Source organism: Bradyrhizobium sp. 141, from assembly GCF_023074055.1.
In the GTDB taxonomy this organism is placed as follows: domain Bacteria; phylum Pseudomonadota; class Alphaproteobacteria; order Rhizobiales; family Xanthobacteraceae; genus Bradyrhizobium.
In genome coordinates, this window is sequence record NZ_JADPKR010000085.1 from 77,177 (window position 1) to 97,171 (window position 19,995).

General features: G+C 66.0%; 22 protein-coding genes. 16 read left to right on the forward strand and 6 right to left on the reverse strand.

Annotated features, from left to right (window positions below; genetic code table 11):
• The first annotated feature begins 17 nt into the window (after window positions 1-17).
• The 3 genes from dmeF (at window position 18) to IVA81_RS26370 (ending at window position 2,850) form a co-directional block, all read left to right on the forward strand.
• Window positions 18-989: a CDF family Co(II)/Ni(II) efflux transporter DmeF gene (dmeF, locus tag IVA81_RS26360; RefSeq protein WP_247323382.1), complete on the forward strand. Its 972-nt coding sequence runs from the start codon at window positions 18-20 to the stop codon at window positions 987-989.
• Between the two features lie 70 nt (window positions 990-1,059).
• Window positions 1,060-1,890 carry an N-acyl homoserine lactonase family protein gene (locus tag IVA81_RS26365; RefSeq protein WP_247323383.1) on the forward strand — a complete coding sequence of 277 codons (831 nt, stop codon included), beginning with the start codon at window positions 1,060-1,062 and terminating at the stop codon, window positions 1,888-1,890.
• 81 nt (window positions 1,891-1,971) lie between these two features.
• Entirely contained in the window at window positions 1,972-2,850 is an 879-nt protein-coding gene (locus IVA81_RS26370) for a DMT family transporter (protein ID WP_247323384.1), read from the forward strand.
• Here the strand turns inward: IVA81_RS26370 and IVA81_RS26375 are convergent.
• Window positions 2,847-3,038, reverse strand: coding sequence for a hypothetical protein (locus tag IVA81_RS26375; protein WP_247323385.1), 192 nt, complete (start codon window positions 3,036-3,038; stop codon window positions 2,847-2,849). The two genes, IVA81_RS26370 and IVA81_RS26375, sit on opposite strands and share 4 nt — an antisense overlap.
• 31 nt (window positions 3,039-3,069) lie before the next feature.
• Window positions 3,070-4,227 (reverse strand): MFS transporter, encoded by a 1,158-nt coding sequence (locus IVA81_RS26380; protein ID WP_247323461.1) that lies wholly within the window; start codon window positions 4,225-4,227, stop codon window positions 3,070-3,072.
• A gap of 164 nt (window positions 4,228-4,391) precedes the next feature.
• On the opposite strand from IVA81_RS26380, the gene IVA81_RS26385 reads away from it, so the two are divergent.
• On the forward strand, window positions 4,392-5,651 hold the full coding sequence (locus tag IVA81_RS26385) for an adenylate/guanylate cyclase domain-containing protein (RefSeq protein WP_247323386.1): 1,260 nt from the start codon (window positions 4,392-4,394) through the stop codon (window positions 5,649-5,651).
• 113 nt (window positions 5,652-5,764) lie between these two features.
• Here the strand turns inward: IVA81_RS26385 and IVA81_RS26390 are convergent, their stop codons facing one another.
• Window positions 5,765-7,009: an MFS transporter gene (locus tag IVA81_RS26390; RefSeq protein WP_247323387.1), complete on the reverse strand. Its 1,245-nt coding sequence runs from the start codon at window positions 7,007-7,009 to the stop codon at window positions 5,765-5,767.
• A 170-nt stretch (window positions 7,010-7,179) separates the two neighbouring features.
• Here IVA81_RS26390 and IVA81_RS26395 point away from each other — a divergent pair, with 170 nt between their 5' ends.
• Entirely contained in the window at window positions 7,180-8,532 is a 1,353-nt protein-coding gene (locus IVA81_RS26395; RefSeq protein ID WP_247323388.1) for an Nramp family divalent metal transporter, read from the forward strand.
• Between the two features lie 57 nt (window positions 8,533-8,589).
• Here the strand turns inward: IVA81_RS26395 and IVA81_RS26400 are convergent, their stop codons facing one another.
• The 3 genes from IVA81_RS26400 to hemB all read right to left on the reverse strand — a co-directional run bounded on the left by IVA81_RS26400 (window position 8,590) and on the right by hemB (window position 11,363).
• Window positions 8,590-9,366 carry an arginyltransferase gene (locus IVA81_RS26400; RefSeq protein WP_247323389.1) on the reverse strand — a complete coding sequence of 259 codons (777 nt, stop codon included), beginning with the start codon at window positions 9,364-9,366 and terminating at the stop codon, window positions 8,590-8,592.
• Between the two features lie 119 nt (window positions 9,367-9,485).
• Window positions 9,486-10,028, reverse strand: a complete 543-nt coding sequence (locus IVA81_RS26405; protein ID WP_247323390.1) for an RDD family protein — start codon at window positions 10,026-10,028, stop codon at window positions 9,486-9,488.
• A gap of 273 nt (window positions 10,029-10,301) precedes the next feature.
• Window positions 10,302-11,363 (reverse strand): porphobilinogen synthase, encoded by a 1,062-nt coding sequence (gene hemB / locus IVA81_RS26410; RefSeq protein WP_247323391.1) that lies wholly within the window; start codon window positions 11,361-11,363, stop codon window positions 10,302-10,304.
• A gap of 138 nt (window positions 11,364-11,501) precedes the next feature.
• Here hemB and IVA81_RS26415 point away from each other — a divergent pair, with 138 nt between their 5' ends.
• The 11 genes from IVA81_RS26415 (at window position 11,502) to thiL (ending at window position 19,795) form a co-directional block, all read left to right on the forward strand.
• On the forward strand, window positions 11,502-12,002 hold the full coding sequence (locus IVA81_RS26415) for a DUF6163 family protein (protein WP_247323392.1): 501 nt from the start codon (window positions 11,502-11,504) through the stop codon (window positions 12,000-12,002).
• Window positions 12,003-12,519: 517 nt separating this feature from the next.
• Window positions 12,520-13,038, forward strand: coding sequence for a MarR family winged helix-turn-helix transcriptional regulator (locus IVA81_RS26420; RefSeq protein ID WP_106952563.1), 519 nt, complete (start codon window positions 12,520-12,522; stop codon window positions 13,036-13,038).
• A gap of 197 nt (window positions 13,039-13,235) precedes the next feature.
• Window positions 13,236-13,472 (forward strand): hypothetical protein, encoded by a 237-nt coding sequence (locus IVA81_RS26425; protein WP_247323393.1) that lies wholly within the window; start codon window positions 13,236-13,238, stop codon window positions 13,470-13,472.
• Window positions 13,473-13,508: 36 nt separating this feature from the next.
• Entirely contained in the window at window positions 13,509-13,730 is a 222-nt protein-coding gene (locus IVA81_RS26430; RefSeq protein WP_014494771.1) for a hypothetical protein, read from the forward strand.
• A gap of 272 nt (window positions 13,731-14,002) precedes the next feature.
• On the forward strand, window positions 14,003-15,301 hold the full coding sequence (gene glyA / locus IVA81_RS26435) for a serine hydroxymethyltransferase (RefSeq protein ID WP_247323395.1): 1,299 nt from the start codon (window positions 14,003-14,005) through the stop codon (window positions 15,299-15,301).
• A 15-nt stretch (window positions 15,302-15,316) separates the two neighbouring features.
• The gene (gene nrdR, locus IVA81_RS26440) at window positions 15,317-15,799 is read left to right on the forward strand and encodes a transcriptional regulator NrdR (RefSeq protein WP_011087793.1); all 483 of its coding nucleotides are present in this window, start codon (window positions 15,317-15,319) and stop codon (window positions 15,797-15,799) included.
• Entirely contained in the window at window positions 15,796-16,944 is a 1,149-nt protein-coding gene (ribD, locus tag IVA81_RS26445; RefSeq protein WP_247323397.1) for a bifunctional diaminohydroxyphosphoribosylaminopyrimidine deaminase/5-amino-6-(5-phosphoribosylamino)uracil reductase RibD, read from the forward strand. Before nrdR ends, ribD begins: the two co-directional genes overlap by 4 nt.
• Window positions 16,944-17,555 carry a riboflavin synthase gene (locus IVA81_RS26450; RefSeq protein WP_247323399.1) on the forward strand — a complete coding sequence of 204 codons (612 nt, stop codon included), beginning with the start codon at window positions 16,944-16,946 and terminating at the stop codon, window positions 17,553-17,555. Before ribD ends, IVA81_RS26450 begins: the two co-directional genes overlap by 1 nt.
• 63 nt (window positions 17,556-17,618) lie before the next feature.
• A complete protein-coding gene (gene ribH, locus IVA81_RS26455; RefSeq protein WP_247323401.1) occupies window positions 17,619-18,110 on the forward strand; it encodes a 6,7-dimethyl-8-ribityllumazine synthase in 492 nt (163 codons plus the stop codon).
• A 3-nt stretch (window positions 18,111-18,113) separates the two neighbouring features.
• On the forward strand, window positions 18,114-18,611 hold the full coding sequence (gene nusB / locus IVA81_RS26460) for a transcription antitermination factor NusB (RefSeq protein WP_247323403.1): 498 nt from the start codon (window positions 18,114-18,116) through the stop codon (window positions 18,609-18,611).
• Between the two features lie 182 nt (window positions 18,612-18,793).
• The gene (gene thiL / locus IVA81_RS26465; protein ID WP_247323404.1) at window positions 18,794-19,795 is read left to right on the forward strand and encodes a thiamine-phosphate kinase; all 1,002 of its coding nucleotides are present in this window, start codon (window positions 18,794-18,796) and stop codon (window positions 19,793-19,795) included.
• Window positions 19,796-19,995 lie beyond the last annotated feature (200 nt).

Sequence of the window (19,995 nt, forward strand, 5' to 3'; positions counted from 1 at the left end):
ATCTTCTGGAGAATTCGATGCATTCGCATTCCATCGAACAATGGACCCACGACCACGCCTTCCTGGGCGAGAAGCACGACGAGAACGAGCGGCGCACCTGGCTCGTGGTCGTGCTGACGCTGGTCATGATGGTCGGCGAGATCGTGGCCGGCTCGCTGTTCGGCTCGATGGCGCTGCTGGCCGACGGCTGGCACATGGGCACGCATGCGGCGGCGCTCGGCATTGCCGCCTTCGCCTACCGCTTCGCCCGGCGGCATGTGGGGAATGCGCATTTCACCTTCGGCACCGGCAAGTTCGGCGATCTCGCCGCCTTCGCCAGCGCGATCATCCTCGGCCTGGTCGCGGTCGAGATCGCCTATGAGAGTGTGCTGCGGCTAATTACGCCGGTGCCGATCGTCTATGGCGAGGCGATGGCGGTGGCCGCACTCGGTCTCTGCGTCAACCTCGCCAGCGCGTGGCTGCTGCGCGACAATCACGATCATCACCATCATGGTCATGAGCACGGCCACAGCCATGCGCATGATGAGCACGACGATCATGACCATGATCACCACGGCCACCATCATCACGACAACAATCTGCGCGCGGCCTATGTCCATGTCATGACGGATGCCGCGACTTCGGTGCTGGCGATCGCAGCGCTCGCCGTCGCCATGTATTCGGGGTGGGTCTGGGCCGATCCCGCCGTCGGCCTGATCGGCAGCGCGGTGATCGCGAGCTGGGCGTTTGGCCTCGTCAAGTCGTCAGGTGCGGTGCTGCTCGACGTGCGCGCCGACGAGAAGCTGGAGCGGGTGATCCGGGCGCGCATGGAGGTCGGCGACGACCGCGTCACCGACCTGCATCTCTGGCAGGTCGGCCCCGGCCATTGTGCCGTGCTGCTCTCGGTGGTGTCGGACCAGCCGAAGCAGCCGGCCGCTTACAAGCGGCGGCTCGCCGGGCTGAAGGGCCTCAGCCACGTCACGGTCGAGGTCGAGACCTGCCCGCATTGACGTGACCGGAATTCTGCGGCGCGGCCGGGGTTGTTCCTCGGTCGGCCTGCATGGCTGCAAGGGAGGAACAATGATGCGCAGGACCAAGCTCGCTCTCCTTATCGCTGCACTGGGCCTGTCCGGCCCCGCGGCGCTGGCGCAATCGGAAAAGACCGGCGTCGAAAGGCTCTACGTGCTCAACTGCGGCGAGGGCACCGCCGGCGACATCTCGCGCTGGACGCCCGGCCTGAACGAGGGCAAGACGATGGAATTCGTCGACAGCTGCTATCTCGTCAAGCACAGCAGGGGCTGGTTCCTGTGGGATACCGGCATCGCCGATTCCGTCGCTTCCATGCCCAACGGTCTCGTGCCCGCCGACCCCAAGGCCGTCACCTGGCGGCGGCCGAAGACGCTGGCCGGCCAGCTCGAACAGCTCGGCCTCAAGCCGGAGGACGTCAAGGCGATGGCCGTCTCGCATACGCATCCCGATCACACCGGCAATGTCGAGCTGTTCCCGCAGGCCATGCTTTACGTGCAGAAGGCCGAATATGACTGGCCCGGCGCCAACAACGCGCCGCGCTTCAAGCCCTCGCACCCGGTCGAGCTGCTCACGGGCGACAAGGACGTCTTCGGCGACGGCAGCGTGACCATCCTGTCGACGCCCGGCCACACGCCGGGGCATCAGTCGCTGTTGGTGAAACTGCCGAAGACCGGCGCTGTGGTGCTGTCGGGCGATGCGGTGCACTTCAAAGACAATTGGGACAACCGCCGCGTGCCCGGCATGAACGTCGACAAGGACCAGAGCGCGGCCTCGATGCAGAAGATCGCCGATACCCTCGCCAAGGAGAAGGCGCAGCTCTGGATCAACCACGACAAGGCCCAGCGCGACAGCCAGAAAATGGCGCCGGAGTTTTACGACTGATCTTGCGCTGATACTGCTGCCATGACGCTGGCGGCAGCCTCGTGCTAGGGCCCACGAAAGCTCCGCGACGGGGAGATGATTGTGGGAGAGTGGGCCGGGGTCGCGATCGCGCTGCTGTCGAGCAGCATCGGCGGCACTGCAGCGGCGATCACCCGCTATCTCGTCGGTGGCGCCGATCCCATCCTGCTGGCGATCCTGCGCTGGGGGATCGGTTTCCTCTGCCTGCTGCCGTGTGCGGTTCTGCTTCGCGTGCGCTGGCCGCAGCGGTCCGACTGGCCGGCCGTCGCGTTGCTCGGCATCTGCTTCTTCGGCGTGTTCTTCATCCTCTACAACATTGCGGTGTCCTATACGACCGCGGCGCGGGCCAGCCTCGCGCTGGCGACGCTGCCGCTCCACACGATGGTCGTCGGCGCGATCCTCGGCGTGGAGCGGCTGACGGCGCGCAAGATCGTGGGCGTCGGCACTGCCGTGTTGGGCGTGGCGGCAGCGCTCGCCGCGGGCCTGGCCCAAAGTCCGCCGGGCGCCTGGCGCGGTGAGCTGATCATGGCCGGCGCGGTGTTCTGCATGGCGTTCTACAACGTGCTGTCGCGGCCACTGATGCAGCGCTCCAGCGCGCTCGGCTTTCTCACGGTCGGCATGGGTGCGGGCGCTGTGGTGCTGGTGCTGGCAGGTCTGGTGAAAGGCAGCTTTGCAGCGCTCGATCACTTCACGACGGCGCAATGGATCGCCGGTGTCTATCTGGGGATTGGCGGCGGCGCGCTCGCCTTCATCCTCTGGGTCATGGCACTGGCGCGTGCGACGCCGACCCGCGTTGCCAATACGATGACGGTTAATCCGATCGCCGCCGCCTTGCTCGCAGCGCTTTTGATCGGCGAGCCGATCACGCCAAATCTTCTGATCGGGCTGGTTGCTGTGTTCGCCGGCATCTGGATCGCGACCAGCGATGCCAAGCCGGCTTAGCTCCGCGGCGCGGTCGCCGCGGGCGGGCTCGGCTCCGGCGTCTTCTTCGGCTTCAGCGTGCCGGCATAGAATGAGACCAGCCACACCAGGATGATGGCGAGGAGGTAGACGCCCCAGGCCTGCGGCGGCGTGGTCGCCCAGCGCAGGAGGCCTTTGAAGGTGCGGGGCGGGCCGGCGTCGTCGCTCATGGGCCGCTTGTGCGCGAAAGCTCCCGCGCCGTCAATCAGGCCGCGGCTTGGTGCGGATCAGGAACAGCGCGGCCAGCGCCGACAGGCTGAGCGCGGAGGAGACGATCAGCACCTTGGCGCCCATGAGGTCGATCAGCAGGCCGAAAGCCAGCGGCGCCACCGCCTGCGCCATCCGTGCCGGCGCGCCGATGATGCCCAGACGGTAGCCGAAATCCTTCGGACCGAAGATCGACAGCGGTAGCGTACCGCGCGCGATCGTCAAGATGCCGTTGCCCGAGCCGTGGAACAGCGCGAACGCGCTCGCGGCGGCGCCGCCGAAGATCGCCACGATCACCGCGCCGATCGGGTGGGTGAGACAGGCGAGCCGCGTCGACCACAGCGGATGGAAGCGGCTGAGGAAGCCGGCCTCTAACATGCGTGCACCGACTTGCGCCGGGCCGATCAGTGCGCCGGCCGCGATGGCTTCGGCCGGCGTCGCCCCTGTCGTCTCCAGGATGCGTGGGAAATGCGCGGCCATGGCGCCGGTGACGGTCCAGACCGCCGCGAAGATGAAGGCGAGCAGGAGCATGGTGCGGTCGAGCGGCAAATGCGGCTTCTCGGCCGTGGCCGCCGCCTGCTTGGCGCCCTTGATCGCGGGCAGCATGAAGAAGTTGAGCGGCAGGCCGATCAGGATGTTGGCGGCCGCCCAGGCAAAGCAGGTCTCGCGCCAGCCGATATGGGCGAGGCCCCAGGCGGTGAGTGGCCAGCCAACCGTGGAGGCAAAGCCCGCCATCAGCGTGATGCCGGTGATGGGCCTGCGTGCCTCGGTGCCGTAGATGCGGCCCAGCGCGGCGAAGGCGGCATCGTAGAGCCCCATTGCCATGCCGATGCCGAGCACGAGCCAGGCGAACACCATCACCGGGACGGAGTGTGCGAAGCCAAGCAGCGCGAGGCCGGCGGCAATCGTCAGGTTCGACGCCGACAGCACCTGCCGGCCGCCAACGAGATCGATCTGACGCCCGATGCGCGGGCCGAGCATCGCCGAGATCACCAGCGAGGCCGAGAACGCGCCAAAGATCCAGTTGGAGGAGACGCCGAGGTCGCGCGCCATGGGATCGGCGATCAGCGCGGGCAGATAGTAGCTGGACGCCCAGGCCAGAGTCTGCGTGGTGCCGAGCGCCAGGATGATCGGAAGCTGGCGCTGGCTCATGTTCCTGTATTTGTGGTCGGCGGTGTCATCGGTTCCATTTGCAGCCGGCATGGCAGCGCGTCAACAGCGGCTGCGGCATATTCGACCTGCTGTGGGCGGGAGCCTTGGATGCGCGACTTCGCGCGTGGCCTTCCGCTCGTCACGAATGCACGCCATAATGGCGCATGCAATTGACCTCGCGCCTTGCGCTGATGAACTGGCTCACCGGCCAGGGGCTCACGGGCCTCCCCGAAAACGAACTGCTCCGCGGCTTCTGCGAGCGCTGCTGCGCCGAAGGGCTGGACCTGTCGCGCGGGCTCGTCGTGATCGACACGCTGCATCCGATCTATGAGGGCCGCGGCTTCCGCTGGAGCGACCGTGCCAGCAACGAGAGCGACGCGTTCGAATACGGCTCGACCGCCGACGGCGACGCCGCCAAGAGCTGGCGCCGCTCGGTGTTCTTCCACATGCTCGAGAATGGCGACGACGAGATGGTGATCGATCTCGCCGATGCGCCGTCGCTGGATTTCTCGCAGATCGGCGAGCTCGCCGAAAAAGGCCACAAGCACTATCTCGCCTTCGTGCATCGCTTCGGCGAGAACGGCGCGCTCGGCCTGATGGACTGTCTTTATTCCTGCTGGACCACGCGGCGCGACGGCGGCTTCAGCGAAGCCGAGCTTGCCGCGCTGCGCGACCTCGTGCCGGTGCTGGGGCTCGCGATCAAGTCGGCGCAGCAGGTCGACATCGTGCGCACGCTTGGCCGCGTCTATCTCGGCCGCGATGCCTCCGAGCAGGTGCTGCGTGGACGCATCTCGCGCGGCGTCACCGAGCGCATCAACGCCGTGCTGTGGTATTCGGACCTGCGCGGCTCGACCGGCATCAGCGAAAGCATCGGCCCCGACGAGATCATTCCGTTCCTCAACGATTATGCGCAGGCCGTGATCGACGCCATCCACGATGCCGGCGGTGACGTGCTCAAGCTGATCGGCGATGGCGTGCTCGCGATGTTCTGGGGCGAGGACATGGCGGATGCGCGGCGGGCTGCGCTGCGCGCCGAGCATCTGTTCCGCAAGAACATCGCGGCGCTGAACAAGCGGCGCGAGGCCGATGGCCGTCCCACCACGTCAGCCTATATCGGCCTGCATGTCGGCCAAGTCTTTTACGGCAATATCGGCAGCGAGGACCGGCTCGACTTCACGGTGGTCGGCCCCACCGTCAACGAGGTCAGCCGCATCGCCTCGATGAGCCGCTCGGTCGATCGCGAGCTGCTGGCCTCGGCGGAGTTCTACAAGGGCCTGGATGCCGCCGGGCGGCGCTATCTCGTCTCCACCGGCCGCTACGCGCTGCGCGGCATCGGCCGCGCGCAGGACCTCTACACGCTCGATCCCGAGGTCGACGTGAGCGAACCGGTGACGGGGAGCTACGAGCGCTATCTGGCGAGTTAGCGGCTGCCTCGGCACTCTCCGTCATTGCGAGCGCAGCGAAGCAATCCAGTATCCCTCAGCGGAAGGACTCTGGATTGCTTCGTCGCGAAGGGCTCCTCGCAATGACGACGTGGCTAGCACCTTACCGCCGCCTCGTCCCCCACCATGTCCGGTTGCCGGTCGAGTGCCACAGCCGGCGACAGCAGGATCACCAGCGCCTGCGCGCCGAACACGGCCGCCGCCAGATAAAGGCACGCTTCCGCGCTCCAGAGGCCGCCGACGACCGCGCCCAGCGCCGAGCCGAGCGGACGGGCGCCGTAGCTCATGATGTTGATGGCGGAGACGCGGCCCAGGAGGCGCGGCGGCGTCACCGACTGGCGCAGCGTCGTGGTCGAGATCACCCACAGGATCGGCCCGACGCCGAGCAGGAAGAAGCTCAGGGCCGCGAGCCAGGGTGAGGGGACCAGCACGGTCAGCGCCATCACCAATGCGGCGACGAAGCCGGTGACCGGGCCGAGGCCGACGACGGTGCCGAAGGCGACGCGCTGCATCACGCGGGTGGCGAGCAGCGCGCCGATCACCATGCCGACGCCGTACATCGTCAGCACGGTGCCGACGCCGGCGGCGGTCAGGCCGAGATGGCGCACGGCGTAGGGCACGAACACGGCGATCTGCAGGAACCAGCCGGTGTTGAAGATGAACTGGGTGATGAACACCGGCCGCAGCAGGGGATGGTTAAACACGAAGGCCGCGCCTTCGCGGATGTCCTGGAACGGATGACGCCGCGGCGCCGGCGTGCGGGCGGGTTCGAAGATGCCGGAGAGCAGCACCACGGCAATCGCCGAGAGCGCCGCGGCGAAGCCGAAGGCCGGGCTCGCGCCCCACCAGCCCACCAGCGCGCCGCCGAGCGCAGGCCCACTGGCAAAGGCGATGGTGCGCGCAAGCTCGATCCGCGCATTCGCTGCCGGCAACAGCTCTGCGCTCACCAGCGAGGGCACCAGCGCCGGCGCGGCCACGCTGTAGACGACGGTGCCGCACACCGCCGCGAAGCCGAGCAGCGCCAGCAGCGGCAGATTGAGCGCGCCGAGCGCGAGCAGCAGCACGATGGTGGCGAGCGCAACGGCCCGCAGCGCCTCGGCCCCTGCCATCAGCGAGCGGCGTGAGATGCGGTCGGCGAGCAGGCCAGCCGGAATCGCGAACAGCACGAAGGGCAGGGTCAGCGCGGTCTGCAACAGGCCGGTCTGGCCTTCGGCCACCCCGAGCGTCAGCACGGCGACGATGGGGGCTGCGGCCAATGCGATCTGCTCGGCCGACTGCGCCGCGAGGTTGGACCAGGCGAGGCGGCCAAAGGTGTCGGGGAGACGGGGCGGGTTTGACATGGCTCATTTCCTGCAAAGTCGGGTTGGCGCCAGTATCCGGCTCCGAGGCCCGCCAACCCACCCGCTTTCCGACAGGGCGGCGAATAACCGCCGGGACGGGTGGTGCCCCTTGCCGCTAGATGCAGTTGCAAATGAGTTGCAATAAGAACGAAGTTGGGTATTCTCGCCCCATGGATGCCCGATCACCCCACCTTGCTCCCGATACCGCCGGCTGGCGCGCTGATGCGCCCGTCACCAAGAGCCTCGCCGAGGTCAATGCCACGATCGCCATTCCGGCCGCGGGCCACTGGGCGCGGCGGCTGCTGGCCTTCGTCGGTCCGGGCTATCTCGTCTCGGTCGGCTACATGGACCCCGGCAATTGGGCGACCGACCTCGCCGGCGGATCGAAGTTCGGCTACACGCTGCTCTCCGTCATCCTGCTCTCGAACCTGATGGCGATCCTGCTGCAGTCGCTGGCGGCACGGCTCGGCATCGTCACCGACCGCGACCTCGCGCAGGCCTGCCGCGCCACCTATTCGCCGGCGGTGAACTTCCTGCTCTGGCTGGCCTGCGAGGCGGCGATCATCGCCTGCGATCTCGCCGAGGTCATCGGCACCGCGATCGCGCTCAAGCTCCTGTTCGGCATTCCCCTGATCGGCGGGGCGCTGCTCGCCGCGCTCGACGCTTTTCTGCTTCTTATCCTGATGAACCGCGGCTTTCGTTTCCTTGAAGCCTTCGTCATCGCGCTGCTCGCGGTGATCGCGGTGTGCTTCGCGGTCCAGATCGTGGCCGCGGCGCCGCCGGTGGCGGAGGTGCTGCACGGTTTCGTGCCGAAGGCAGAAATCTTCATCAACCCTGAAATGCTCTACATCGCGATCGGCATCATCGGCGCGACCGTGATGCCGCATAATCTCTATCTTCACTCCTCGATCGTGCAGACGCGCGCCTATGAGCGCAACGACACCGGCCGGCGCGAGGCGATCAAATGGGCGACGACGGACTCGACCATCGCCCTGATGCTGGCGCTGTTCATCAACGCCGCGATCCTCGTTGTCGCTGCTGCGACCTTCCACAAGAGCGGCCATTCGGATGTCGCCGAGATCGGCCAGGCCTTCGAGCTGTTGTCGCCGCTGCTCGGCCTCGGCATCGCCTCGACGCTGTTCGCAGTGGCGCTGCTCGCCTCGGGCCTCAACTCGACCGTGACGGCGACGCTCGCCGGCCAGATCGTGATGGAAGGCTTTCTCGATTTGCGCCTGCCGAGCTGGGCGCGCCGCCTCTTGACGCGCGGCATCGCCATCGTTCCCGTGATCGTCGTCACCGCGATCTATGGCGAGCGCGGCACAGCCGATCTGCTGGTGTTCAGCCAGGTCGTGCTGTCGATGCAGCTGCCCTTCGCGGTCATCCCCCTGGTGCGCTTCGTCTCCGACCGCCGCAAGATGGGGAAGTTCGCGATTCCCACATACGTCGCCGCGATCGCGTGGATCGTGGCGGGCGTGATCGTGATTTTGAATCTGAAGCTGCTGGCGGATACGTTCTTTGGGTGAGTGGCGAATGGCGAATGGTGGCTCTACTCGCTACGCCCAACTCGCTATTCGCCAGCTTCAATCCTGCGGCTCGGACGCCGCATCTCCCTGCGCGTCGATGCGCAGCCAGCCTGAGGGCGCGAGGCGCTGTTGCGGCAGGAAGCGGGCCTTGTAGTCCATCTTCTTCGAGCCATCGATCCAGTAGCCGAGATAGACGTAAGGCAGGCCTTGCCGGCGTGCGCGGGCGATGTGGTCGAGGATCATGAAGGTGCCCATCGAGCGGCTGACCTGGCCCGGCTCGAAGAACGAATAGACCATCGACAGGCCGTCGCTGAGCACGTCGGTCAGCGCCACGGCGATCAGCTCCTCGCCGCGGCCGGTGATGCCGCTGTCGGGGCCGCGCTTGCGGTACTCGATGATGCGGGTCTCGACATGGCTGTCCTCGACCATCATGGCGTAGTCGAGCACGGTCATGTCCGCCATGCCGCCGTGGCGGTGCCGGGCGTCGAGATAGGCGCGGAACACCGAATATTGCTCGGAGGTGGGCACTGCGCTGCGCTGCTCGCCGATGATGTCGGAATTGCGCGCCATCACCTTGCGGAAATTGCGCGAGGGCCGGAACTCGTTGGCGACGACGCGGACCGAGACGCAGGCGCGGCACTGGTCGCAGGCCGGCCGGTAGGCGATCGACTGGCTGCGGCGGAAGCCGCCATGGGTCAGGAGGTCGTTGAGGTCGCCCGCGCGCTCACCTACGAGGTGCGTGAACACCTTGCGCTCATGCCGGCCCGGCAGATACGGGCAGGGCGAGGGCGCCGTAAGGTAAAATTGTGGGGTGTCGCGCGAGTGCTGGGTCAAGGGACGTCGTGGGCCTCCGAAGTGTGGTTCAGCATCGCGCTCCAGAAGCCCACGGTCAATTGTCCTGCTCGGCAGATCAGATCAGTCAGCTTAGTAGGTTCGGGTTGACAGGTCCTTGCTCACCAGGTCCTTGCGGCTTGCGGCGCGGGCACGCGAACCGAATTGTTGATCACGACCGTTCCCAGCACGAGGTCATGCAGCAGGCGCCGGCGGCCGTTGAACAGTCCGACCAGCACCACGAAGGGCGTCAGGAACGACACCGTCACCCAGAACAGCACGGCATGGGTGGCGCCGAGCACGAAATAGCCCGGTGCGCCGTACCAGGTGCGCAGTTCCAGATCCATCAGGCGCATGCCGACCGTCGCCGACGAGGGACCGCCGATGCAGGCGCCGTAGTAGACGATGGCCCAGATGACGGAGGCCGGCCAGGCCAGCCAGAACAGCGCCCAGCCGATGCCGAGGGTGACCACGCCGAACAGCGCGATGAAGACGTAGCCGAGGATCACCGGCACCGAGATCACGACCATGTCGATCAGGAAAGCGAACGCCCGCCGCGTCGCAACGCCGCGGAACAGTTCCGGATTCAGATAGGGATCGTAAGCGTGCGGTTGCGCCCCGCCGTCATTGCGCCAGGCGCCTGAATTGCCCGAGTCATACGACATGGTCCGTCCTCCCAGAGGGGAAACAGAGGAAAACCCTCGAGGCAGGACATGGGAACAGGCCATCCCCGTGCCAAGGGCGCAGGAGATTAACAAGCCGAAATATTCCGGCGATTCGGGGGCGGGGGAGGCCGGCAGTGAAGGTCTCGTAGGGTGGGCAAAGCGACTTGTCCGCCGTAGCTCGAAGAGCGAAGGCGGAAGCGTGCCCACCATCCGGTAGCGATCGCGGCCAATCGTGGGCACGGCGCAAATGCGCCTTTGCCCACCCTACGAGACCTACCCCTGCGCGCGCAGCTTCTCCGCCGCCTTCGGTGCAAAGTAGCTCAGCACGCCATCGGCGCCGGCGCGCTTGAACGCCAGGAGGCTCTCCATCATCGCGCGCTCGCCGTCGAGCCAGCCGTTATTCGCGGCGGCCGCGATCATCGCGTATTCGCCGGAGACCTGGTAGGCGAAGGTCGGCATCGCAAAGGTGTCCTTCACGCGGCGGACGACGTCGAGATAGGGCATGCCGGGCTTCACCATCACCATGTCGGCGCCCTCGGCGATGTCGAGCTCGACCTCGCGCAGCGCTTCGTCGGTGTTGGCGCTGTCCATCTGATAGGTGCGCTTGTCGCCGGTGAGCGTCTTGGCCGAGCCGATGGCGTCGCGGAACGGGCCGTAGAAGGCGGAGGCGTATTTGGCCGCATAGGCCATGATCTGCACGTCGAGCAGACCGGAGCGGTCGAGCCCCTCGCGGATCGCGGCGACGCGACCGTCCATCATGTCTGAGGGCGCGATGATGTCGCAGCCGGCCTCGGCCTGCACCAGCGCCTGACGCACCAGCACGGCGACCGTCTCGTCGTTCAAGATCTTGCCGTCCGAGATCAGGCCGTCATGGCCGTGGCTGGTGAAGGGATCCAGCGCGACGTCGCAGAGAACGCCGATCTCCGGAAACTCCTTCTTGATCGCGCGCACCGCCTGGCAGACCAAATTGTTCGGATTGGTCGCTTCAGAGCCGTCCTCGTCGCGCAGGGACGGGTCGGTGTAAGGAAACAGCGCGATGCAGGGGATGGTGAGCTTCATCGCGCGTTCGGCCTCGCGCACGGCCTGGTCCACGCTGAGGCGCTCGACACCGGGCATCGAGGCGACCTGCTCGCGCTTGTTGTTGCCGTCGATCAGGAACAGCGGCCAGATCAGATCGTCTGTGGTGAGTACGTTCTCCCGCACCATGCGCCGGGCCCATTCGGCCTTGCGGTTGCGGCGCGGGCGGACGGTCAGATCGAGGGCAGGGGAGGCGCCAGCGCCATCCCGGCGCGAAACCTCGCGCAGTTCGATCGGACGTCCGTATTTGATCGCCATCACTCTTCCTCCGGCTGGAATTATTCTTATACCAGCTCGCATGGTTCCCGCCACCGCGGCTTGACCTGCCGCAAGGCAGAGTTGAACTGACCGGGCAGCCGATTGATTTTGCGGGCCGAAGCAGCCAGAAGGGGGCCCATGTCCGAGATCTCCACCCGCGATGCGGCCCGTGACGGCAGCCCCAGGGACGCCGTCAGAGACAATGCCCGAGACAGCGCGATGTCGGTGGCTGCGATCTCGTCCGAGCGGGCCGAGTCCGACGACAATGTCTGGACGCGCCGCCTGGTGCTGTTCCTGCGGGTGATGGCGCTGCTCTCGATCCTGAAAGGTCTCTATCACTGGGCGCAGGTGACGGGATTTGTCGGCGGCGAGGACGAGGCGTTCGAGAACCAGTCGATGGCCTGGCAGGCCGCGACCGTCTACTTTGCCGTGATCGAACTCGTCGCCGCGGTCGGCCTGTGGCTGGCAACGCCCTGGGGCGCTGTGGTGTGGCTGACGACCGTGGTGTCGATGGCGGTGATCGAGCTGATGTTCCCGGGCATCTACGGCGGCAGCCTGATCGTCGTCGGCGTCGAAGCCTTCATGCTCGCCGCCTATCTCGCGCTCGCCTGGATGGCCGCGCGCGAACGGCCGCCGTAGGCGACGCTTTCGATACGCAAATGCTCTCGTGCCCCGGACGCAGCGCAGCGCGCCGCGCTTGCGGCGTAGTGCGCTGCTGAGCCGGGGCCTATCTCTCGGCGATCTCGCTTTGAGACATCTGGGTCCCGGCTCTGCGCTTCGCTTCGCTGCGCTTGTCCGGGACACGAGAGTGTTGCTCTTGGTTGACCGTTGGTTGCTTAAAATTTGCGGTAAGTTTTCGTTGACCAGCCGGTTCCGCCACAGCCGTTACGCGCCCGTTTCGAAACGGAGCGGGCCTGTTCTGGAATGCGACAGCGGGGGCGGACGGAGGGTGAACAGGACCTTGCGAAGGTCAACAGAGCGTTGCGAAAAGTGCTTGTGGCACAGGCTTAATCCGCAATTCACTGTCTTAAATTCATGATCTCTTTATTCTCTTATTTAAGCCGATCTTCAAACGAGCCCCTTAAGTTGCACCTATCAGACGGAGCACAAGTTTCGTCGAATAAGTGTCGATAAAAACGACAACAGGGGAAGTGTCATGATGAAAGCCGTCGCAACTGCGGCAGATACCGCAGAGCGCGTCTCCGGCCAGCAGGGTTCGGTGCAGTCGCTCTATCTGGAAGCTTTGACTCTGGTGGAACGGCTGCATCGCCGGCTCCTCGACGTGATCAAGGATGAATTCGATCGCCGCGGTCGTGCGGACATCAACTCGGTGCAGGCGCTCCTGCTCTACAACATCGGCGACAAGGAGCTGACCGCGGGCGAGCTGCGCACGCGCGGTTACTATCTCGGCTCCAACGTCTCCTACAATCTGAAGAAGCTCGTCGAGCTCGGCTTCCTCGATCATCAGCGTTCGCGCGTTGATCGCCGCTCGGTGCGCATCCGCCTGACGCCGCAGGGCCAGGAAGTCCGCCGCATCGTCGATACGCTCTACCAGAAGCACGTCAAGACGGTGGAGCAGGTCGGCGGCATCTCCGGCGAGGAGTTCTCGACCCTCAACAAGTCGCTGCATCGCCTCGAGCGGTTCTGGACCGACCAGATCCTCTATCGGCTCTGAGTTTCCAAGGATCAAGGCCAAGCCGGCCCTCAACAAGACCGGCAAGCCTCCTGAACGTGCCTCAACTTCCCCAGCGCGCCGGCCCGGATCCCCTCCGGACCGGTGCGTTTTACTTTGTGCACCTGCGAAAAAAATGCTCGCGCCGAGGAACCAGTTCCGGGTTCAGCGCTTATCTCCTTCGGATCGGAGACAAGTCGATGCTGGTCGAGCGCGGGCTTCAGGCGATGAACGTGGAACTCGTGAGCGAGGCCTACGCCATCGCCGCGAACTATCTTCGCCGCTCCGGCGCGATCCCCGATACTCTCGTCACCGACGAACGCCTGCTGGGGATTGTCGTGAAGCTGCTCCAGCAAGGCGAATTCAACAAGATCAGGCTCGCTAATAAGGCGATCAATTGGTTCGAGACCCAGTCCGAAGCCCGCGCGGTTGCCTGATCGAGCTCCGAAAATTCAAGAGAACCAGAGGGTGCCATGGAAGCCGCCATCGACCGCATCATGCAGACCTATGACCTGCTCGCCAACCGCACCGCTGCGGCCAGCGAGGAGGCACGGGCCAAGGTCACGAACTATCTCAATACATTGATGGAGGCCGGCGAGAAGGACCCGCACAGGTTGACCGTTTGCGGCCTGACCTATCTGCGCCAGCTCGACGGCAGCGTGGATCCCGTGAAGGCGGGGTATACCGGGCTGTGACGCGATTTCTGCGGCAACCCACGGCTTCGGGCATGAGGGGTTAAAGGCCCGAAGCGGCCCCATTTAGGATGTGACGGGCGGGCGGTTTCCTCAAGCCTGTCCAGTTACCGAAAACCTCCCCTCCCCACCATATCTTGCACAAATCTCGCCCCCGACCCGCAAATGCTTGGCCGGGGACGGGCGATGTGGTAGATCGCGCTCGCCGCTTCCGATCGCCACACCAGACCGCCCGTAGCCCGCCAAAAGGCTGCGGCGGTGGAGATATTCGCAAGATGACCGCAGCCAAAACCGCCTCCGCGCCCGATTCGTTTTTCACCGCCTCGCTCGAGCAGGCCGACCCGGAAATCGCCGCCGCCATCAAGGGCGAACTCGGCCGTCAGCGCCATGAGGTCGAGCTGATCGCCTCGGAGAACATCGTCAGCCGGGCCGTGCTGGAAGCGCAGGGTTCGGTGATGACCAACAAATATGCGGAAGGCTATCCGGGCGCGCGCTACTACGGCGGTTGTGAGTGGGTCGACGTCGCCGAGAACCTCGCGATCGATCGCGCCAAGAAGCTGTTCGGCGCCAATTTCGCCAACGTGCAGCCGAACTCCGGCAGCCAGATGAACCAGGCGGTGTTTTTGGCGCTGCTGCAGCCCGGCGACACCTTCATGGGTCTCGATCTCGCGGCCGGCGGCCATCTCACCCACGGCTCGCCCGTCAACATGAGCGGCAAGTGGTTCAAGGCCGCGCACTACACCGTGCGCCGCGAGGACCAGATCATCGACATGGACGCGGTCGCCAAGCAGGCCGAAGAGGTCAAGCCGAAGCTGATCGTTGCCGGCGGCTCGGCCTATTCGCGTGCCTGGGACTTCAAGCGCTTCCGCGAGATCGCGGATTCGGTCGGCGCGTATCTCCTGGTCGACATGGCCCACTTCGCGGGCCTCGTTGCCGGCGGCGTGCATGCTTCGCCCGTGCCGCATGCCCACGTCACCACCACCACCACGCATAAATCGCTGCGCGGTCCGCGCGGCGGCCTGATCCTCTCCAACGACGAGGCGCTCGCCAAGAAGCTCAACTCGGCGATCTTCCCGGGCCTGCAGGGCGGCCCCCTGATGCATGTGATCGCGGCGAAGGCGGTTGCCTTCGGCGAGGCGCTGCGTCCGGACTTCAAGGTCTACGCGAAGAACGTCGTCGAGAACGCCAAGGCACTGGCCGAGGCGATGAAGAGCCACGGCTTCGACATCGTCTCCGGCGGCACCGACAACCATCTGATGCTGGTCGATCTCCGGCCGAAGGGCCTGAAGGGCAACGTCTCGGAGAAGGCGCTGGTTCGCGCCGCCATCACCTGCAACAAGAACGGCATTCCGTTCGACCCCGAAAAGCCGTTCGTCACCTCCGGCCTGCGTCTCGGCACCCCCGCGGCGACCACCCGCGGTTTCGGCGTCGCCGAATTCCAGCAGGTCGGCGGCATGATCGCCGAGGTCCTCAACGCGATCGCGCAGTCCGACGACGGCAAGGCGCCGCTGGTCGAAGCTGCGATCAAGGAACGGGTCAAGGCGCTCACCGACCGGTTCCCGATCTATCAGTAAGGCTAGGCCAAGCGGATGCGCTGCCCGAACTGCAACAGTCTCGATACGCAGGTAAAGGACTCGCGTCCGACCGAGGACTCGTCCGTGATCCGCAGGCGGCGCGTGTGCGTCGCCTGCAATTTCCGCTTCACAACCTTCGAGCGCGTGCAGCTGCGCGAGCTCACCGTGATCAAGCGCAACGGCCGCCGGGTGCCGTTCGACCGCGACAAGCTGATGCGCTCGGTGCAGATCAGCCTGCGCAAGCGGCAGGTCGAGCCGGAGCGGGTGGAGAAGATGGTTTCCACCATCGTGCGCGAGCTCGAGACCGGGGGCGAGGCCGAGATCTCCTCCGAGGTGATCGGCGAGACCGTGATGGAGCATCTGCGCACGCTCGACGACGTCGCCTATGTGCGCTTTGCCTCGGTCTATCGCAATTTCCGCGAGGCCAAGGATTTTGCGGATGTGCTCGGCGAGCTCTCCGGTGAGGAGGAAGCGCGGCTCGCCGCGATCCGCAAATGATCTTCCGCATCCTGGAAGATCAGTTCGCGCAGAAGGCCCGCGAGGCCAAGGACGCCGATTTTCGCTTCATGCAGCTTGCGCTGGCGCTGGGTAAGCGCGGGCAGGGGCGCACCTGGCCCAATCCGGCCGTTGGCGCCGTCATCGTCAAGGACGGGGTGATCGTCGGGCGTGGCTGGACGCAGCCCGGCGGGCGGCCGCATGGCGAGCCTGAAGCCTTACGGCGGGCCGGCGAAGCCGCACGGGGCGCCACGCTCTATGTCACGCTGGAGCCGTGCTCGCATTTCGGCAAGTCGCCGCCTTGCGCCGATGCGGTGGTCGCGGCCGGCATCAAGCGGGTGGTGGCGGCGATCGAGGATCCCAATCCTGAGGTCGCGGGACAGGGGCATGCGCGCCTGCGCGCCGCCGGCATCACGGTCGATTTGGGCCTGTGCGCGGCGGAAGCCGCATTTGACCATGCCGGGCATTTCCGCCGGATCCGGGACAAGCGTCCGCATGTGATCCTGAAGCTCGCGGTGTCGCCCGACGGCAAGATCGGCGCTGCCGGCGGCAAGCCGGTCGCGATCACCGGCGAAGCAGTGCGCAATCGCGTGCATCTGCTCCGCGCCCAGAGCGATGCCATCCTGGTCGGCATCGGCACGGTGCTGGCGGACGATCCGCTTCTCACCTGCCGCCTGCCGGGCATGGCGGCGCGCTCGCCGGTGCGCGTGGTGCTCGATCAAAACCTGCGCATTCCCGGCGCGAGCAAGCTCATAAGTTCCGCGCGCGAGACGCCGCTCTGGGTGGTGGGTTCTGATCTTGCGGAAGCCGCAGCAGCGACGCGTCTCGGGGCGACGGGCGCGCAAGTGATCCGCGTCCCGCCGGCAAATGCCTCCGGGCTCGATTTGCCCGCCGTGCTGCATGCGCTGGCCGGGAAGGGCATCACCCGCCTGATGGTCGAGGGCGGCAGCAGGGTTGCGTCCTCGTTCGTCGCGGCCGACCTCGTCGACGAGATCTGGCTGTTCCGCGGGGCGGAAGTGGTGGGCCCCGGCGGCGTCGATGCGCTCGATGCATTGCCCCTGTCAGAAATCACGCAGTCGCAGGCCTACAAGGTTCATGCTAGCGAGACATTCGATAAGGATACTCTCACCATCTACGAGCGCGCATAATGTTCACCGGCATTGTCACCGATATCGGCGAGATCGTCGGCTTCACGCCGACGGCGAAGGGGCAGCTGCACCGGCTGCGCATCGCCTGCCGCTATGATCAGACCACTATCGCCGACGGCGCCTCGATCGCCTGCAACGGCGTCTGCCTCACGGTTGTCGCCTCCGGAATCGAAGGTGGCAAAACCTGGTTCGACGTCGATGCTGCGGCGGAGACGCTGGCGCTGACCACGGCCAAGCGTTGGAAGGTCGGCACGCGCCTCAACCTCGAGCGCGCGCTGAAAATCGGCGACGAGCTCGGCGGGCATATCGTCGCCGGCCATGCCGACGGTATCGCCACCCTCGTCAGTCGCGAGGATCTGCCCGACATGGCGCGGTTCGAGCTCGCGACCACGCGGGAGCTGGCCCGGTTCATCGCCACCAAGGGCTCGATCACGCTCGACGGCGTGTCGTTGACGGTCAATACCGTGAAGGACGTGACCTTTTCGGTGCTGATCATCCCGCACACGCTTGATGTCACGACGATCGACGGCTGGAAGGCGGGGGACGAGGTCAATATCGAGGTCGATTTGATGGCCCGCTACGCGGCGCGGCTGACGGAAATGGCAGTTTAAAACTTGGCTTACGTGCTTGCGGCGACTACATAACGCGCCAACCACTGTAGAACGGATTGAACGATGGCAGACGCGCGGCGCGCACCCCTGAAGGACCAGACTGACATTTCCGGCGCGCGCGCGCTGATTGTCGAGGCGCGGTTTTATGACGATCTCCAGGACGCGCTTCTGGACGGCGCCATCGCCGAGCTGAAGGCGGCCGGCCTGACGCATGACGTCATCACGGTTCCCGGCGCGCTGGAGATTCCGGCGGCGGTCGCCATCGCCATGGATGCCGCGGCGGCGAACGGCAAGCCCTATGACGCCGTGATCGCGCTCGGCTGCGTGATCCGCGGCGACACGATTCATTTCGAGATCGTGTCGCAGGAATCCTCGCGTGCACTGATGGATCTTGCGGTGGCGCGAAAGCTGCCGCTCGGCAACGGCATCCTCACCGTCAACACCGAGGCGCAGGCCTGGGCGCGGGCACGCGCCAGCGAGCTCGACAAGGGCGGCGATGCCGCGCGCGCCGCGCTTGCGATGCTGCGCATCAAACGCCGCCTGACGCGGGCCTGAGCCATGGCCGACAACATCAAAAAGCCGGCAGGCGCTGCCGAGAAAAAGGCGAACCGGCGCGGTGCGGCGCGGCTCGCGGCCGTGCAGGCGCTGTACCAGATGGATATCGCGGGCGCCGGCATCAACGACATCTTTGCCGAGTTCGAGAGCCATTGGCTAGGCAACGAGGTCGAGGGCGAAACCTACCTGCCGGCCGAAGCCGCGTTCTTCCGCGACGTCGTCTCGGGCGTGGTGCGCGACCAGAAGAAGCTCGACCCCCTGATCGACGAGGCGCTGTCGAAGGGCTGGCCGTTGAAGCGGATCGAGGCGATCCTGCGCGCGGTGCTGCGAGCCGGGGCTTACGAATTGGAGCACCGCAAGGACGTACCGGGCCGCGTCGTCGTCTCCGAATATGTCGACGTCGCCAACGCCTTCGTCGACCGCGAGGAGACCGGCATGGTCAACGCCGTGCTCGACCAGATCGGCCGCCAGTTTCGCGGCGACGAGTTCGGGCGGGGGTAGGATCAGTCGATGGCCTTTGCAGTAGCCGTCATCCTGAGGTGCCGTAGCGAAGCGAAGGCCTCGAAGGACGACGGCGTGCCACGAAGCTTGCGCCTCGGCCGTGCATCCTTCGAGGCTCGCAAGGGCTCGCACCTCCAGCGACGATGGCTTCGCCATCGCGCAGGGATGACGGGTCTGCTATCGTGACGCAGAACAAATACCAAGCTTCCGCCGAAGACTCCCTCATCGCGCGCTATTTCAAGCCGCTGGCGACCGATCCCGGTGCGTTCGGTCTGGTCGATGACGCTGCGGTGCTCTCCTCATCAGGCGACGACATCGTCGTCACCACCGACGCCGTCGTCGAGGGCGTGCACTATCTTGCCGATGATCCCCCTGACACCATCGCGCGCAAGGCGCTGCGGGTGAACCTGTCCGATCTCGCCGCCAAGGGCGCCGTGCCGGCCGGCTTCGTGCTGACGCTGGCGCTGCGCAGCAAGGAGGATGCCTGGCTGCGGCCCTTCGCGGACGCGCTGGGCGAGGACGCGAAGGAATTCGCTTGCCCGCTGCTCGGCGGCGACACGGTCTCGACGCCGGGCCCGCAGATGGTCTCGATCACTGCCTTTGGCCGCGTGCCGCAAGGGCGGATGGTCGGCCGTACCGGCGCCAGGCCAGGCGATCGCATCCTGGTGACAGGCACGATCGGCGATGCTGCGCTCGGCCTGGACGTGGTCACAGGCGGCGCCGCTGCGGCAGCGCTCGCGACCAACCCCGCAGCAAGGGACGCCCTGGTCTGGCGCTATCGCGTGCCGCAGCCGCGCAATGTGCTGGCACGGGCCGTGCGTGATCATGCGACCGCAGCGATGGACGTCTCCGACGGGCTCGCCGGCGATCTGGTGAAACTCTGCGCAGCGTCCGGGGTCTCGGCCACGGTCGACGTGGCAAGCGTGCCGCTCTCAGCCGCGGCGGCGGGCCTGCTCGCCCGCAAAATCGTTTGCGTCGAGACGCTGCTTGCGGGGGGCGACGATTACGAGGTGCTGTGCACCGTCCCGCCGGCGCAAGGTGATGCACTGATTGCCGCGGGGCGGGCGGCCGGCCTTGCCGTCACGGCGATCGGCACCATCGTCGCGGGGACGGAGAGGCCGCGCTTTCTGGACGGGCAGGGCCAGGAATTGGCCCTGAAGCGGCTGTCCTACAGCCACTTCTAGGAATTGCTCCAAACCGGCATCTTAGTTCTTGGTACTTGCTCCTAAATACCTGCCGAGATCGGCGTTTTTGGCCTTATCCGGCGTTGCACCCTCAATTTGATTTTGGCAAGCTTGCGACCGACTAAGGCCGCCTCTGGGCGGCTTTGTTCGAAATCAAGGCGCCGCACCGCAAGACGGACAACAAAAGGCGCCGGGGGTAC

What these genes read in the sequence shown, in the direction of transcription:
- dmeF (WP_247323382.1), top strand. Translation starts at nt 18, where the DNA reads ATGCATTCGCATTCCATCGAACAATGGACCCACGACCACGCCTTCCTG.
- IVA81_RS26365 (WP_247323383.1), top strand. Translation starts at nt 1,060, where the DNA reads ATGATGCGCAGGACCAAGCTCGCTCTCCTTATCGCTGCACTGGGCCTG.
- IVA81_RS26375 (WP_247323385.1), bottom strand. Translation starts at nt 3,038, where the DNA reads ATGAGCGACGACGCCGGCCCGCCCCGCACCTTCAAAGGCCTCCTGCGC.
- IVA81_RS26380 (WP_247323461.1), bottom strand. Translation starts at nt 4,227, where the DNA reads ATGAGCCAGCGCCAGCTTCCGATCATCCTGGCGCTCGGCACCACGCAG.
- IVA81_RS26385 (WP_247323386.1), top strand. Translation starts at nt 4,392, where the DNA reads ATGCAATTGACCTCGCGCCTTGCGCTGATGAACTGGCTCACCGGCCAG.
- IVA81_RS26390 (WP_247323387.1), bottom strand. Translation starts at nt 7,009, where the DNA reads ATGTCAAACCCGCCCCGTCTCCCCGACACCTTTGGCCGCCTCGCCTGG.
- IVA81_RS26395 (WP_247323388.1), top strand. Translation starts at nt 7,180, where the DNA reads ATGGATGCCCGATCACCCCACCTTGCTCCCGATACCGCCGGCTGGCGC.
- IVA81_RS26405 (WP_247323390.1), bottom strand. Translation starts at nt 10,028, where the DNA reads ATGTCGTATGACTCGGGCAATTCAGGCGCCTGGCGCAATGACGGCGGG.
- hemB (WP_247323391.1), bottom strand. Translation starts at nt 11,363, where the DNA reads ATGGCGATCAAATACGGACGTCCGATCGAACTGCGCGAGGTTTCGCGC.
- IVA81_RS26415 (WP_247323392.1), top strand. Translation starts at nt 11,502, where the DNA reads ATGTCCGAGATCTCCACCCGCGATGCGGCCCGTGACGGCAGCCCCAGG.
- IVA81_RS26420 (WP_106952563.1), top strand. Translation starts at nt 12,520, where the DNA reads ATGATGAAAGCCGTCGCAACTGCGGCAGATACCGCAGAGCGCGTCTCC.
- IVA81_RS26425 (WP_247323393.1), top strand. Translation starts at nt 13,236, where the DNA reads ATGCTGGTCGAGCGCGGGCTTCAGGCGATGAACGTGGAACTCGTGAGC.
- IVA81_RS26430 (WP_014494771.1), top strand. Translation starts at nt 13,509, where the DNA reads ATGGAAGCCGCCATCGACCGCATCATGCAGACCTATGACCTGCTCGCC.
- glyA (WP_247323395.1), top strand. Translation starts at nt 14,003, where the DNA reads ATGACCGCAGCCAAAACCGCCTCCGCGCCCGATTCGTTTTTCACCGCC.
- nrdR (WP_011087793.1), top strand. Translation starts at nt 15,317, where the DNA reads ATGCGCTGCCCGAACTGCAACAGTCTCGATACGCAGGTAAAGGACTCG.
- ribD (WP_247323397.1), top strand. Translation starts at nt 15,796, where the DNA reads ATGATCTTCCGCATCCTGGAAGATCAGTTCGCGCAGAAGGCCCGCGAG.
- IVA81_RS26450 (WP_247323399.1), top strand. Translation starts at nt 16,944, where the DNA reads ATGTTCACCGGCATTGTCACCGATATCGGCGAGATCGTCGGCTTCACG.
- ribH (WP_247323401.1), top strand. Translation starts at nt 17,619, where the DNA reads ATGGCAGACGCGCGGCGCGCACCCCTGAAGGACCAGACTGACATTTCC.
- nusB (WP_247323403.1), top strand. Translation starts at nt 18,114, where the DNA reads ATGGCCGACAACATCAAAAAGCCGGCAGGCGCTGCCGAGAAAAAGGCG.